We start from the raw sequence: 16037 nt of genomic DNA, 5'->3' as shown, positions 1-16037 counted from the left end.
TTTTTAGGTCTTGTACCTGAGTTTTCATAGCCGTTTTCATAAAGGAAAGACCTCTGAACATTAAACCAAATTCCAACAGAAAATAAGAGAGGTATTTTTTTTTTTTGGTTTCTATGTAGGATTAAAAGAAAACCACCTGTAGTTGGTTTTGCAAGATGTCTAGAAGCAAAACTAATAATCAGAATATTCAGTTGGATACAAAAAAGTGATGTCGATGTGGGAAATATTATTTTTATATTTTTCCATGGCAATTAGGGCTTTCCATTCCGGCGAATCTACAAAAGATTTCCAATGTGCTTCTCGGCTTGTTTGATCTGCGAAAGTAGTGAGGTACATAAGGTTTGGCATTTTGGGACCAGAGATCACTTCGCCATAAAAAACAGGATTAAAACCTAATCGATCAAAGAGTTTTATTTCTCCTCCTCCGTTAAACATGGCTACTTTGTTGGCGTAAATTGCTTCTGTGGCTGATTCATAGCTTCTCAATTCGTATACACGACTGGATCTTGTGCTGTTCAAAGCGGGTTTTGTCAGGAAAGGATGGTCTGAAAAAGCCTGTAACAAAACGGATTCTATTCTTAAGTATGAAGGTTCATTGTAAACCGCATTCAAATAGGCTGCTCCGGCAGTTATGTAGGTTTTGTCTTTAGCTAGTTTTTCGTCAAGTGCAAGGAATTGTTCCAAAGTGGAAAACGGAATCAGTACCACAATTTTTTTTAAGGTATCTGTGGCGTTTGGTTTTAACTTGAACACCCCAATATTTTTGATTCCTAGTTTTTTTAATCCCGGCAAATAAGCTTCTTTTAGGTACTTGTCAGTTGTTTGTTCTTGTTGTTCTGTCTTGAAAATATAGGTTTTGAGTTGATATAATTCCATAGGTTTTTGAACAGGTGTTGGTACAATCGTTTGCGCGGGTACCGGTTTAAAACTGGTATTAGTAAATACGATCAGCAGTGTGAAAAACAGGTTGGTTAATTTCATTTCATTTTTTTTGGTGGTAGGCTAGCCTGAATAATTTTTATAAAAGTAACCATTATTGTCCGATAAAAAAAGAAGTTAAATGAATGTCTTGCTGTTAAAACCCTATTTATTATGTTGTTCCGTTTTATGAAATGGAAGTATTTTTTAATGTATCTAATAGTACGTAAGTCCCTTATTTACTATTTTCCACGCTAATAAGACTTGGCTTTTCCAGTGGTGATAAATTCATTGTCCCAGTTGCAATACTATAGGCTTTTTTCAATGGGAAATATCTTTTCGTTGTTTTTTTGGAAAGTATTAATCATGGATCTTTTTTTATAAATGAAGCTTATTGCTTTTTTTTTGATATCTCTTTTAGTACTGTGACTTTGCGTGTTCTCTCAAGCTCAGCTATTCGAAGCTGATTTAAACCGGACGATTAACAATTCATTAACGATATCGTGTCGATTTGATGGTATTGAAAACTAGGGGTATTTCTCTTATTTTGACTCCTATTAGTAAAGAGAATTTTTTATGTTGAATGTTAGTCAGAAAGAAAAAAAATGTGTGCGGTATCTTACCAACGAAATGTCTATAGCAGAGCGATCTGTGTTTGAAATTGAACTGTCTTTAGATGATGAACTCCTTGCTGTTTTTGAAAATTTTCAAACCATTTGGATGAATTATCCCAATAGTGAAGTACCAATACGAACTATTTCTTTTGAGGAAATCATCACAAAATATAATAAACCAGAAAAGATAAAATCCGTAAAAATTTCTATCAAAAAGAAGGCTGTTTTTTCTATGGCTTTTCTTATGGTTTTTTGTCTGGGTTTTTATTTTATAGGAATGACTCCTTCCGGGTATACCAATCATAAAATTGCCCTTAAAGGGCAGCGGCTAACTTTTAAGTTACCGGATAGCAGCACCGTTATTTTAAATTCAGGCAGTGAAGTTAAATATTCCAGTGATTTCAGTACACAAAGAGCCATCTGGTTGCAAGGGGAAGCTTTCTTTAAAGTTACGAAGAATACTAATTCTCCTTTTGTTGTACATACAAATGGTTTTGATGTGAAAGTTTTAGGAACAGAATTTAATGTCAGTAGCAATACCATTGATCAAACTGTTTCTTTGGCAAAAGGAAAAGTAAACGTATTGCTTAAAGAAAGTAAGGATGAAATTAACCTATTGCCAAATGAAGAATTAGTATGGAATTCTAAAACCAAGTTAGTGATCAAAAGAAATTTTGATGTGAATAAGGTTGCTGCCTGGAAGGACAATATACTTATATTGGATGATGAAAAATTCGAAGATGCACTCCCGAAAATCAATAAATTCTATGGCGTAAACTTTATCATTAAGGATGCTGATGCTGCCATTGCAAATCAGCATATAAAAGGGGCTTTTAAAAACCTAACCATTGATGAATTTATATCGTCTCTGGAGTTTATTTCAGAGGTAAGCATCACAAAAACTATTCAAAACAACATCGAGATATCCAAGTACCATGAAAATTAATGCAACAAAAATGGGTAGTAGTGATTGTTTTTCAGACGATTATTTATTTCAGCAAATTCAGAATGGTCGATACGAGGCGATGGAACTTTTCTTTAAAAGGTATTACACGCCTCTGTGCCGTTTTGGAATGAGTTATGAATCGAACTCGTGCCTTGTTGAAGAAAAAGTGGCTGATATTTTTATTCAGTTGTGGACCAATAGAAATATTCTTGATACAATTAAAAACCCTAAATCTTATATCTATGTAATAGTGAAAAACAGTTTAAAAACAGTACGAAAATCAGAGCCGTTTTGCCAACAAATCGATGAAACAAAAACTATAAACTCTATATTTTCACCTAGTAGGGAGCAGGAGATTATTGAAAATGAACAAAAAGAAATGAAAACTAATTTGATACGTGAAATATTAGATATTATTCCTAAAAAATCACGTCAGGCATTTGAACTCAGTAGAATCGATGGATTAAAATACAAAGAAATTGCGGAAATTCAAAACGTCACCCCTAAAACGGTTGAAAATCATATCGCTATTGCACTTAAATATATTAGTAGGGCTTTAGAATCCTATAAAAAAAGAGGTTTACTGAACTCCATCTAATAATTAGTAGAAAACCAACTATTCTAAAATCAGTTTTGGTTTGTAAAAAACAATAAATAATCACAGATAAAATGAAACAAAAAATTATTCTAACGGTATCCTTATTGCTTCTGTTTGGTAATGGAATATCTTATTCAAAGACTTCAAATACAAGTGCTATTGAAGAGATTGCAGTCAAAAAAGAGAAAATCAATTTAAATCTAAAAGACGTTTCCATAAAGCAAACCTTTACTCTTATAGAACGACAAATAAACAATAGGTTTATTTATATGTCCGACCAAAAATTTCTTCAAAAGAAAATTTCTATTACCATCAACAACCAAGATTTAAATCAGGTATTAGCCGTTTTGAAAACTAAGGTGAGTCTTGATTTTAAGATCACTAAAAATGGCGTTTTAGTCAAAGAATTGGTTGGGATTACTCCAAAAAGCACGGCAAAAAAGAATCAGGAAAACCGAAAAATTACAGGAGTGGTTTTAGACGAATCTAATTTGCCAATACCCGGAGCTTCTGTTTTTGTAGCAGGAACCACGATCACTGCAACAACGGATTTTGACGGAAAATTCACGATTAGTGTTCCAGCAAATACAACGGTTTTATCGGTGAGTTATGTAGGATTTGAAACGAAAGAAATCAATATAGAAAATAAGACTGAAATTAAAGTAATACTAGGACAAGATGAAACGGCTCTAAAAGAGGTGGTTGTAACAGCATTAGGGATAAAACGAGAAGAAAAGTCGCTAGGATATTCAGCACAATCTCTTGGTGAAAATGCTGTAAAAGATGCCAAATCAAATAACTGGGTAAATTCTCTTTCCGGAAAAGTTGCTGGTCTAAATATCCAGGGATCTGGTGCTGGTCCAATGGGTTCTTCCAGAATAACTCTTCGTGGAGAATCCTCACTTAACCTTGATAACAATCAAGCTTTGATTGTTTTGGACGGAGTACCTGTAAGTAGTAAGATCACCGGTACAGGATTTTCATCACACCTTTCTCAGGATAGTCCAGTTGACTTTGGTTCAACATTATCAGATATTAACCCTGAAGATATTGAGAAAATAACAGTTTTGAAGGGGCCAGGTGCAACGGCACTTTATGGAACAAGAGCTGCAGGTGGCGCAATTATTATTACTACCAAGTCTGGCAAAACTAAAGGAGGAGGAATAGGAGTAACTATAAGTAGTAATTTTAGTTTTGATCAAGTGAATCGTTGGCCGGATTATCAATTTGAATATGGAGAAGGTCGAACTGATAAATACTATTCTTATTTAGATAGTGCTGACGGACTAAATACAAGTACAAATGTAGGAGCAGGAAGAGCCTGGGGGCCAAGATTTGATGGTCAATCTTATTTTCAATATAATCCTAATGCTGCAAATGGCAAACCTACTGAACGTTCACCATGGGTTGCCAACAAAAATTATATTTCTGGATTTTTTAGAACAGGAACGACACAATCAAATAGTATCGCATTAGAAGGTGGGAATGAAAACGGCTCTACTCGATTATCGATTACTCATCTAAAAAATGATTGGATTCTTCCTAATACGGGTTTCGAAAGATTAAATGCCTCCTTATCTATAAATCAAAAAATCTCTGATAAGTTAAAAATAAATGGTAAAGTAAATTATACGAATAAGAAAAGTGATAATCTACCAGCTGCAGGTTACAACAATCAATCCATAATGTATTTTCTAATGATTGGTACCGCTCCAAACATTAAGCCGGAATGGTTTAAACCTTATTGGCAGCCTGGCCTAGTAGGTGTAAAACAAAAAAATCCTTTTAATACGGGACCTGATAATCCTTATCTAGGTATGTATGAAATGCTTAACAAAATGAATAAAAACGGGGTAATTGGAAACTTGTCCGCTACCTATCAGTTTAATGATAAACTTGAATTGATGGTCCGTTCTGGACTAGATATGTCAAATGAGTTCAGATCACAACAACGTCCTTTTAGTATGACTAAATATGCTCGTGGAATGTATAGAGAACAAAATGTATTTAGTTATGAAATAAATACAGATGCACTGTTAACCTATAAGAATGCGCTAAATAAGGATATCAATTATAGCATTATTGCAGGTGCCAATTCAATGAGGCAAAACTATGATTTTGTAGGACTTTATGCGGATCAGTTATCGCAGCCCGGAATATACCAAATTTCAAATAGCTTGGATCAAGCTGTTGCAGATCCTTTAAAAACAAAGAAAGCGATTAACAGTTTTTATGGTTTAGGGCAAATCTCCTATCAGGAAAAAATATTTTTAGATGTAACGGGACGGAATGACTGGTCAAGCACTTTGCCATATGGTAACAATTCCTTTTTCTACCCTTCTATCAGTTCCAGTTTCTTGATTCACGAAATGACAAATCTTCCCTCTATTTTCTCTTTTGCTAAATTTAGATTGTCTTGGGCCCAGGTTGGTAATGACACAAGACCGTATCAAACTGATAAGTATTATGACAGGATTTATGGCAATAGCTTTACGAATACTTCGATCTTATTTAATGCAAATTTAAAACCAGAGATAACTTCAAGTATAGAAACTGGAATTGATATTAGGATGTTTAAAAACCGATTATCAATTGATATGGCCTATTACAATAATAATAGTCGCAATCAGATTTTAGCAATTCCATTAGATCCAGTTACGGGTTATTCTAATGCAACCGTAAATGCAGGTTTAATAAACAGTAGAGGAATGGAGCTAGCTGTAACAGGAAAAATAATAGCCAAAAACAATTTCAAATGGAATACCACCTTGACTTGGAGTAGAAACAGAAGTTATGTAAAAGAATTGGCTCCAGGGATTACAAACCAAGTTATTTATAACCACGAGAATAATGTAAGCATAGAAGCTAGAGTTGGAGGAAGAATGGGAGATATGTACAGTAGAGGTTTCCAGAGATCTCCTGACGGGCAGATTATATATACTTCGGCTGGTTTGCCTGCAACATTGGATCCAGTGTTGAAAATAAGAGGAAATGCATTTGCTGACTGGAAAGCAGGAATCATGAATGAGTTTACCATTGGAAAAGTAAGATTGAGTGTACTTCTAGACGGACAAAAAGGAGGAAGTATGTATTCGCAAACCAATCATAAGAATAATACCTTAGGGAAAACCCGAGTAACGCTTCCAGGTCGTGATGGCGGAATTGTAGGACAAGGAGTCGTTTTACAATCGGACGGAACTTATATTCCAAACACTGTAAGAGTAGCTGCTAGTTCCTATTATGAAAATTATTATAACATCGGTAATGGAGAGACCAATATATTTGACGCTTCTTTTATTAAGATTAGAGAGGTTCGGATCGAATTTAACTTACCGAAAACCCTCTTGAAAAAGATAGGAATGAAATCGGCAAGTCTTGCTTTTTTCGGAAGAGACCTGTTTAATTTTACTAAGTTTCCTGGTTTTGATCCTGAGGGAGGAAATCTAAATAATGGGACACTGACACCAGGAGTTGAATTAGCTCAATTTCCCTCCACGAGAACTATAGGAACTAATCTTACTCTAAAATTTTAAATCAATAGATCATGATAAAAATGAATAAAACATATAATTTTCTTTTTTTGTTTGTAGTACTACTATCCTCTTGTACCAAAGATTTTGAGGATATAAATACCGATCCAAACCGACCTAAACAGATCACACCGGGAGTTATGTTGGGACAGTTGCAATATAGAATTGTTAACTCTAGTATCACTGCTTCTCGAAATCTTACCCATGAGTTGATGCAAGTTGATGCACCACGATCTAGTCCCTCGGGAGAGGGAGTGCATCGATATGTAATTAATCCTGGTGCAGGAATATGGACAAGTTTCTATGGTTATATGGCAGATATAGAGGATATTAATAGAACATCCGAAGCATTAGGAGAGAATAACTATAAAGCGATCTCGATGATCTATAAATGTTGGGCTTATTCTATTATCACAGATTTGTACGGAGATGTTCCTTATTCAGAAGCCGTTAAAGCAACTGAAGGCAACCTTAAACCTGCATTCGATAAACAAAAGGATATATATATTAAAATCCTGAGTGATTTAGAACAAGCCAATGCTTTGCTTGATCCCTCTAAAGCGCTGACTTATGGTGGTGATCTTTTATACAATTCCAATAGCCTTTCAGGAGGTGCAAATCCCGGAATTGTAAAATGGAAAAAATTCTGTAACTCATTAAAAATGAGATTATTGCTACGATTATCGAAACGTAATGGGGAGATTAATATCAATGAACAAATTACGGCACTATTAGCGGATCCTGTAAAATACCCTGTGTTTACTAGTAATACTGATGATGCTATTTTTAAATATACAGGAATATACCCTTATTACAATCCGTATTTTAATACACGACAATTGGAGTGGAGAGATGGTACCTATGTTACCAAATACTTCATCAATAAAATGAATACAGATAACGATCCAAGAAGAACTATATGGTTTAGAACAGTAATGGTTGGCGGTCAAAATGTATACCAAGGTATAGAAAGTGGTTATCCTATAACTACTGAATACCAGGTCGGAGCCAATACAAGCTATAATGATCTTATGAAAACTTTACCCCAATTGGGTATAATGATGACTTGGTCTGAGGTAGAGTCTATTAAAGCAGAATTAGCATTAAAAGGATTTAATACCGGAAAATCGCCTAAGCAGCATTATGATTCAGCAATAACTGCATCAATGATCCAATGGGGCGCAACTATGCCTTCAAATTATCTTACACAAGCGGGCGTAGTTTATGATACCAATGCATCAGTAGAAGCGCAATTAGAGAGAATCATTACACAGAAATATTACGCTTCGTTTTTTGTTGACTATCAGTCATGGTTTGAAAAAAGAAGAACGGGATATCCGATTTTGCCAAGAGGAACGGGTATACCAGCAGAAAGAGTATTTCCAAATCGGGTGCCTTATCCAACATATCTACAATCGCTTAATCCTGAAAATCTTGCAGCAGCCTCAGCAGCAATGGGAGGAGATAATACCGTTAGTAAAGTTTGGTGGGCTAAATAATTAAATAAAAAGTAGAATTATTTTACATTATTAAATATAAAAATAAAACAGAAACAGGGAAATACTTCTAAGAGCCACAAAGACCTAGGCGTTCCAGTTGGATTAAATTTAAAACTAAATCATTCTATTATGAAAACCGTAAATAAAAGTTTCTTAATTCTATCATTGGCGCTCTTTGGTAGTACTGCTAGCAAAGCGCAAACAAAGGTTGATAAAACCAATATTCGAACATTAATTGTCTTCTTTGATGGCTTAAGACCGGATTATATCACCCCTGAATTAATGCCGAATGTATATTTATTCAGTAAAAAAGGAAGTTATGGTAAACAGCACCACAGTGTATTCCCCACAGTAACTAGGGTTAATGCATCTTCGCTATCTACCGGATGCTATCCAGGCAGTCATGGATTAATGGGAAATACGGTGTATTTTCCTGAGATAAAAGAAACATCAGGTTTAAACACTGGTGATGCAGAGGAATTAAATAAAATCGCTAAAGCTACAGATAATCATTTATTAACATCAGTTTCGCTGGGAGAAGTTTTAGAACAAAATGGTAAAAGTCTTTTTGTTTTTAGCTCAGGTTCTACAGGACAAGCTTTAATGCAAAATCATAAGGTCAGTGGAGGCGCAATCATTAATACCACTATGATTTTACCAGAGACTATGAAATCTAAAATACTAGGTGAAATTGGAACAGTTCCAAGCGGTCTTGGAAAACACAAATGGTTAACAGATGCCGTTATAAAATATGGATTAACGTTAGATGGTCCTTTAGTTAGTACATTGTGGTATGGCGACCCAGATTCGGCTGCTCATAAAAACGGAATAGGATCGCCCGAAGCAATTGAGTCTATCAAATATGTAGATGAGCAGTTTGGAAGGATTATAAAATCACTTCAATTAAAAGGACTTGATCAAAACTTTAATGTTATCATTTCTTCCGACCATGGTTTTGTGACACATATTGGAAAACTTGGCCTTGCAGATTTCCTAATCCAGCAAGGACTAAAAAAAGACAAGGAATCAACAGAAGTAGTGGTTGCTGAAGGAGCAGTTTATGTAAAGGATCATGATGAAAAGACCATAAAAAATATTGTTGCAGCCTTACAGGAACAGAACTGGATAGGGGGTATTTATACAAAAGCTTTAAAAGAAGGAGATGTAAATGGTTTTGTAGAAGGGACGCTTTCTTTCGAATCAATATATTGGGATCATGGCCGATCAGGAGATGTTCTTGTAGACATGAACTGGAATGATAACAAAAATGATGCTGGATATGCAGGTACAAGTTTCGCAAAAGGTGTTGCAGGTCATGGTGGATTTAGCCCTTATGAAATTCATATTGCATTACTGGCTAATGGCCCTAGTTTTAAGAACAAGTTTGAAGGTAATTTGCCTACATCAAATGTAGATATAATTCCCACTGTTCTCCATCTACATAATTTAACAATTCCTAAACAAATGGACGGTCGGGTTATGTATGAGTTGCTAACAGAAAAAGTTTCTAATAATGTTCCACTTACCGCTAAGATTGAACTAATTAAAACTGAAGTAAAGTTACCATGGGGAGTTTATAAACTAGAAATGGAAAGATCTGTTTTGGGGAAATATAACTATCCTAATTTTACAAGAGTAGTTAGAGTAAAAAGATAATATTGCCTACAATATAAAAGTAAAGATGGTGTCTTAAATGTTAAGACACCATTTTTTTGTTCAATAAATAGTTTGAAATCCTAAAAATCACCAAAGAATATAAAAAAGATTTATAAAAACGAACCCCAAGCCTATGTCCGCACTATGGATGATGATGCCGGTACGATGTCCTCTTGGTTTGTAATGCGAAGTATAGGTCTGTCTCCGGCAAATATTGGCAGCCCCATTTATTATTTGACAGCTCCAATCTTTGAGTCCGTAAAATTAAATTGGGAAAATGGAAAATCATTTCACATACAAGTGTCTAATTATAATAAAGAGTACTTTTATGTTCAATCAGCTCAATTAAACGGCCAGCCAATATACAGAAATTGGTTGACACAAGAGGAGATTAGCAAAGGAGGAACTCTGATCCTTGAAACTGCTGCTGTACCAAATAAAAAGTGGGGAATCGAGAATCAGTGGATTTCAAAAACAGCAGAGGCAGAGGATTAATTAAAAGAATGCGAATTGGCAGTATTTTAAATCGTTTTATTTTGTCGCAAAAACACGAGATATTTGCGACAAAATGGTACTTTATACTGGTGCTAATTCGTCGTTGTTAATCCACAATTTCAATAGTACTAAACTCACTCGTATATTTTTTTACTTGAATTTGAGTGGTAATTCTTTTTTTCAATTCTTCCACATGTGAGATGATCCCAATTTGGCGGTCGTCATTTTGGCGAAGCAACTCGAGCGTGTCTAATGCATTATTCAAGTTTTCGGGATCGAGTGAACCAAAACCTTCATCAATAAAAAGGGAACGGATTTTAGTATTCTTACTCGCAAGGTCGGATAATCCTAACGCTAACGATAAACTTACCAAAAAAGTTTCACCACCAGAAAGCGAATTAATATTGCGAATTTCTCCAAAAAAGTTTTTGTCTTTTATTTGCAATTCCATTTCATCTGAGGTGTCATCTTTAAAAAGTTCATATCTGTTGAACATGGTTTCTAGATGCTTATTGGCGTGTTGTACCAATAAGGAAAGGGTAAAATCTTGAGCGAATTTTTTAAAAGCCTTGCCATCAGAAGAACCTACCGTTTTATTTAATAAATCCCATTTCTGGAATACATTGTTTTTTGTTTTGATTACATCAATTATCAGCTGATTTTCCTCTTTTATTTTATTGTCATTATTAATTTGTTCCTTTAATTGTCCAATTTCTTGATTTATTTTTGTTTTTTCTTGCTCTGAAGCCACTTTTTGGAGATTTAAATCTTCTACTAATTTAGCCGTTAAAGGATTGGAATTGAGTTCCTCTTGTTTGAGTAAATTAGCATTCAATGCTCCTTCAATTTGTTGTTTTTTAGTCTCAAATGTTTGTTTTTGTATAATCAACAAAGCACTGTTTTCTAAGTTTAATGCTTCTTGTAATTGGAAACCATTTTCGAAACCATTTTCAGTCAGTTTATGATCCAAATGCACCGTTGCCAAACGAAAGGCTTCATCTAGTTCTGATTTTTCGGCAACCAATTGCCCTACATCAGCGTGTTTGTTTTTGATGGAAGCCAAGGTGATTTCCTTTTCACCTTTCCATTTGGTTACTGAATCTTGTTCCGTTTTACCTTTTATTTGCAAACGGTATTCTTCCTCTTGTGGCGATTTTAATTCAAAATTGGCCGTTTGATTTTTAAATTCATTCTCTAAGGCATTTTTTTGGGCAGTCAATTCTTCATTCCCTTTTTCATACAGTTGAACGCTTTCTTTTAAACTGCTGGTTTTTGTTTCAAACTCCATTATCGAAATAGTCAAGTCAGTAATCTTAGTTTGATTTGCCTTTAAATTCACATTTTCTTCCTGTAGTTTTCTTAAATTTTCAGATAATTCTTTCCCTATTTGAACAACTAATTGGATCTTATTTTGTTCTAAATGAGTAGCAAATAAAAGAAATTTTTCTTTTATAAATTCAAAGTTTTCATTGATTGATGCCTGCTTTTCGGTAATCTGTTTTTTGATATTTTTATATTCATTATCAGCCAATTGGATTAATTGTAACGTGTCAGATTTTTTTAAAAATAATATACTGAAATCGTCGTAGTTTTTGTTTAATTCAGAGATGTTATTTATTTGATTTTTAAGGGATTTTAACTCAGATTGCGAATGAATAATATTCGTTTGAATAGCTTCGAAATTCAAATTTTCATCAACCCCTAAATCCGATTTTAAGCTGAGAATTTCATTTTCAAATGCTGTAATATTGGCATTGTTATTTTTAATTTGCTGCTCAATTCCTGCTGCATTTTCGAGCGCTTTATCCTTGTTTTTTCCCAATGCTTTTATTTCATTATCCAATTCCTTTATTTTTTCTTCAATCCCATTTTCTGAAAATAAAGCAGGTAAGTTTTTGGTATAAGGATGCTCGGTTGCGCCACATAAAGCACAGGCTTCACCTTCCTTCAAATGGTGCCTGTGTTCTTCAAAACTTGCAACGAGGAGCTTTAAGTTTTTATTTTCTGTATGCAGTATTAATGAATTCGATTTGTCATAAATCTTCTTTTCAACACAAACGATTAACGCTTTGGCAAGTATAAATTCGTCTTTGTTTTTCGATGATAAAATAGTTTCATTTTCTAATTTAGGGAAATAGTCAGACAGTTTTTTCCAATTATCCCAATCGGATTGTGCCTTTTCTTTTTTGGCATTCAAATCCTCTAGATTTGATGAGGTTTTCTTTTGTAATTCCAAAGCTTCTACCTGTTCTTTCAAAGTAGTGCTTTCATTTGCAACAGCATTCAATAATTTTTCTGTTCCAATATTTTCGGTATCGTAAAAAGCTATTTTGCGGTGTAAACTTTCAAGATCTAAAGCACTAATTTCGGTTTCCCACTTTTCGATATCCTTATATTTCAAGCTCACGGCACCTTTTTCAGTTTCCCAAGAAGCATATTTGTTATATTGAACGATGATACTCTGACAGGCTAAAATTTTGGCATCCATCGTCGCTTTTTCTTCCGTGAGGAGTGATAATCTTTTTATATTAGAATCGAAATTTAGTTTTGTAGTTTCTAAATCTTTAGTGTTTTTTTCTAATGAAACAGTCGTATTTGCTATAGCTCCGAGCGTTATTTTGGCACTTTCAATTAATGGTTTTTTGGTTGCTTGTTCCTTCTGAATTTCTCCAAATGTAAGGAGTGCCCTTTCTAATTCGGGTTCAGTGGTAGACAAATTTTTATTTAGACTTTCAATTTCATCAGTCGTTCTTTGCGTGTTTACGGTATTTTTAGCGCACTCTTTTTCACTGTTTTGAAAAGCTAGCCAATCTCTTTCTATTAGTTTTGCTTTGCTGTAATGCTCTAATTTTTGATATAATTCGATATTATCTAAAAAGTGTTGTTTCACCAATTCAAGCGAATTTTTATGCTGATTTATTTCTGTTTTCGTGTTTTCAACAGCCGCCAACCAAGCAATTTCCGCCAGAATTCGTGTTAATTTCGGTTCTATTTCCTTAATCGTATTTTCTTTTTCTTCAAATGAAACGGCAATAGCATTTAATTCTTCTTCATTTAAAATATTTCCGTTTATGGTGGCTCTTAGGTTATTAATTTCAGTTTCAAAGGCTTTTGTATGCTCAAAAACCTTCTTCGAGATTTCTTCATAAATTTGTGTTCCCGTTATTTTGCTCAACATTTCGGCACGTTCATCCGGTTTTGCTTTTAAAAACGCTGAAAAATTATTTTGAGCCAATAAAATGGATTTGGTAAATTGCTCGTATTTTAGCCCAATAATTTCTTCTATCATTGGATTGACGTTTGATACTTTTTCGGCAATTAACCGAAATTCACCATTCTCTTTTCTAGACAATTTTCTGTCATCCGTCGCATTTATTTTGTTATTTTTATTGAATGAAGCTGCCCATCTGGCCAAATAAACGATGTCATTTACTTCGAATGTAACCTCTGCATAAGCTTCTTTTTGATTGCGGGTGATTATTTCAGAACTCGGTTTGTCATTACCATATCGATTTATTTTACCGTATAACGCCAAAGTAATTGCATCCAAAATGGTCGATTTTCCGGCTCCTGTTTGACCGGTAATAGCATACAAACCCGCATGGGCTAAAATTCCATCTGTAAAATTAATTTCGGGTTGAACCCCTTTCAAAGACTGTATGTTGTTGATGTTTATTTTTAAAATTTTCATACTAAGATAATATTTGCTTTTTAAAGGAATATGGTATCGCCATTCTTCATTCCTGTTTGTGATTTGGAATCATAGCGATTTCATAAGAAGATGCTATTTTTTTATTGAAATCGGACAGAATTCTGTAATGCTTCGCCGGTGGGTTATCGCTTGGGTCAAAAAATGTTTTTGAAAACCTAATGTGTGTTATTAATTTCATTCAATATCTGCATAAACAACGGCATTATTCCGGCAATACTTTCTTCATTCATTCCTTTCTTTTCGCATCTTATAGTAAAGATTTTTGGGATATTATCCAAAGGATTATTATCGGTACCGGCAATATATTCTTCTCTTATTGATTGATTATTAATTGAGGTATACTTAGTAGTTCGGTTCAAAATTTCTATTTTTCTATCAATACATAAATCATTTATCTCGTTATTAAAGTCAATAAAATTGACAGCTTCAGTAATTATGATTTCTGCCCAAGTTGGCAATACTTGTGACGGTTTATGTAATTTTATTTTTTCAATAATTTCATCAGCCTTTCCTTCAAATCGTATCACACTCCTTTGCAAAGGTATGGACAGAGATTCATGGGCTATTTTATTATCGGCAATCGTCAAAACAGTTATTTCTTTAAGATCATTGCGTTCGTTAAAACTGAGTGGAATAGGGGAACCGGCATATTTTGCAATCACATTATCCGGATGTTGGACCATCTGAGGTTTGTGAATGTGCCCCATGGCAATATAATCATATCCGGCTGAAAATACACTCGATGGGATTTGTCCGAGTGTGCCCACTAAAGAATGCATTCTTTTTTCGGCGGGTTCACTTAGAATACAGCCGGTTACATACAAATGCGCCGTGCCAATAACGGGTACACCTGGATAATTCGTTTTTGCCTGTTTCAACAAATTATCGTAGTGCTTTTTTACTTCCGATGTAAATAAACCATGGGCTTCATTGACGGTTTCGCCCTCGGTAATTTTACGAATATCACCATCACGAAGGTAAGGCACTGCGGCAATAACGGCTGCGGCATTTGTTGTTCCGCGTTTGTAAACTGGGATTAATTCTCCCACATTGTTCAGATCTCCACCGACAATACTTACATTTAAAATTTTGAAAATATCTTTATAAGAATTTAATCGAGACGCCGAATCATGATTCCCACCAATAATGATGACCTGTACATTTAAGTTATAAGCCTCCAATAAAAAATAATGGTATTTATTTATGGCTTCTACCGAAGGACTCGAAACATCAAAAACATCACCTGCAATAATAATGGCATCAATAGCCTGCGTTTGTATGGTTTTTAACAACCACTCTATAAAATATTGGTGTTCCTCTATTCTTGATTTTTGCAAAAAGGTTTGTCCAAGATGCCAATCGGCGGTGTGTATTATTTTTAACGACATGAATTTTTTGTTAATGAGATTGTTTTACTAGTTTTAGAAGATGCTACTGACTAAATAATGATGCAATTTCAGTTTTTTTATTGACTTTCCACTACTATCCCTAACGCGAAGATTTGGAAACCAGAATATTTTGTTGTTTTGCCGCAAGTAATTGTAGCTTGTATGAGTTATAGTAAAGCAAAGAGCTGTTCAGTCATTATATATGGTATAGTATAAAATCGTTTACTGTGTTGCGATTTTTTGTTAGGATAGTGTATGGTGGCGTTAATTTCCAGTAAATGAAAAAGAAGGAAGCGCATAAAAAGTGTAATAAAGCGTGATTTGGATAGGTTTCAAAAAAGGGAATGGAGATTAAAGCTTTGTGAGGATAGATAAAAGGTGATTTAGGATTGAAACGGATTAAAAGGGGAGTTAAGAATTAGGATTATTTAAAAAACTTTGATCTTCAAAAAACGTGATATCAGCTAGTTAAAGAAAAAGTTAAGAAAAGGATAAAAAAAAGGGATTAAAAAGCTTGTAAAAGCGAATAAAGGGTGTAGTTTTGCACCCGCAAACAAGTTTACCGAACACCAATTAGAATATAATTATAGTGAGGTAATGGTTTAGAAGTTCTTTAAAATACTGGCAAGTTACTTAGATCAAAAGGAAAATTTATTTTCAAAAAAAGATTTGATAAAGCTT

Annotated in this window: 9 protein-coding genes; 6 read left to right on the top strand and 3 right to left on the bottom strand. The window is 34.2% G+C overall.

Going from position 1 to position 16037, the window contains the following annotated elements:
* Nucleotides 1-171: 171 nt before the first annotated feature.
* The gene (locus EKL95_RS08830; protein WP_126563989.1) at nt 172-981 is read right to left on the bottom strand and encodes an NIPSNAP family protein; all 810 of its coding nucleotides are present in this window, start codon (nt 979-981) and stop codon (nt 172-174) included.
* Between the two features lie 513 nt (nt 982-1494).
* On the opposite strand from EKL95_RS08830, the gene EKL95_RS08825 reads away from it, so the two are divergent.
* The 6 genes from EKL95_RS08825 to EKL95_RS08800 all read left to right on the top strand — a co-directional run bounded on the left by EKL95_RS08825 (nt 1495) and on the right by EKL95_RS08800 (nt 10256).
* The gene (locus EKL95_RS08825; protein ID WP_233589400.1) at nt 1495-2478 is read left to right on the top strand and encodes a FecR family protein; all 984 of its coding nucleotides are present in this window, start codon (nt 1495-1497) and stop codon (nt 2476-2478) included.
* Nucleotides 2468-3076 carry an RNA polymerase sigma factor gene (locus EKL95_RS08820; protein ID WP_126563988.1) on the top strand — a complete coding sequence of 203 codons (609 nt, stop codon included), beginning with the start codon at nt 2468-2470 and terminating at the stop codon, nt 3074-3076. The genes EKL95_RS08825 and EKL95_RS08820 overlap by 11 nt, the downstream gene beginning before the upstream one ends.
* Before the next feature lie 71 nt (nt 3077-3147).
* Nucleotides 3148-6609 (top strand): SusC/RagA family TonB-linked outer membrane protein, encoded by a 3462-nt coding sequence (locus EKL95_RS08815; protein ID WP_199736799.1) that lies wholly within the window; start codon nt 3148-3150, stop codon nt 6607-6609.
* 20 nt (nt 6610-6629) lie between these two features.
* Nucleotides 6630-8105, top strand: a complete 1476-nt coding sequence (locus tag EKL95_RS08810) for a SusD/RagB family nutrient-binding outer membrane lipoprotein (RefSeq protein ID WP_126554287.1) — start codon at nt 6630-6632, stop codon at nt 8103-8105.
* 129 nt (nt 8106-8234) lie between these two features.
* Nucleotides 8235-9761 (top strand): alkaline phosphatase family protein, encoded by a 1527-nt coding sequence (locus EKL95_RS08805; protein ID WP_126563987.1) that lies wholly within the window; start codon nt 8235-8237, stop codon nt 9759-9761.
* Between the two features lie 144 nt (nt 9762-9905).
* Complete coding sequence (locus tag EKL95_RS08800; RefSeq protein WP_231507430.1) at nt 9906-10256, top strand: glycoside hydrolase domain-containing protein; 351 nt, start codon at nt 9906-9908, stop codon at nt 10254-10256.
* 106 nt (nt 10257-10362) lie between these two features.
* Here EKL95_RS08800 and EKL95_RS08795 read toward each other — a convergent pair whose 3' ends face one another.
* Complete coding sequence (locus tag EKL95_RS08795; protein WP_126563986.1) at nt 10363-13947, bottom strand: AAA family ATPase; 3585 nt, start codon at nt 13945-13947, stop codon at nt 10363-10365.
* Between the two features lie 176 nt (nt 13948-14123).
* Nucleotides 14124-15356, bottom strand: a complete 1233-nt coding sequence (gene sbcD / locus EKL95_RS08790) for an exonuclease subunit SbcD (protein WP_126563985.1) — start codon at nt 15354-15356, stop codon at nt 14124-14126.
* Nucleotides 15357-16037 lie beyond the last annotated feature (681 nt).

Source organism: Flavobacterium sp. LB2P53 (genome assembly GCF_003970305.1).
Classification (GTDB): Bacteria; Bacteroidota; Bacteroidia; order Flavobacteriales; family Flavobacteriaceae; genus Flavobacterium.
The sequence above is the reverse complement of the archived record's forward strand: the minus strand, read 5'-3'. Positions and strand labels throughout refer to the sequence as shown.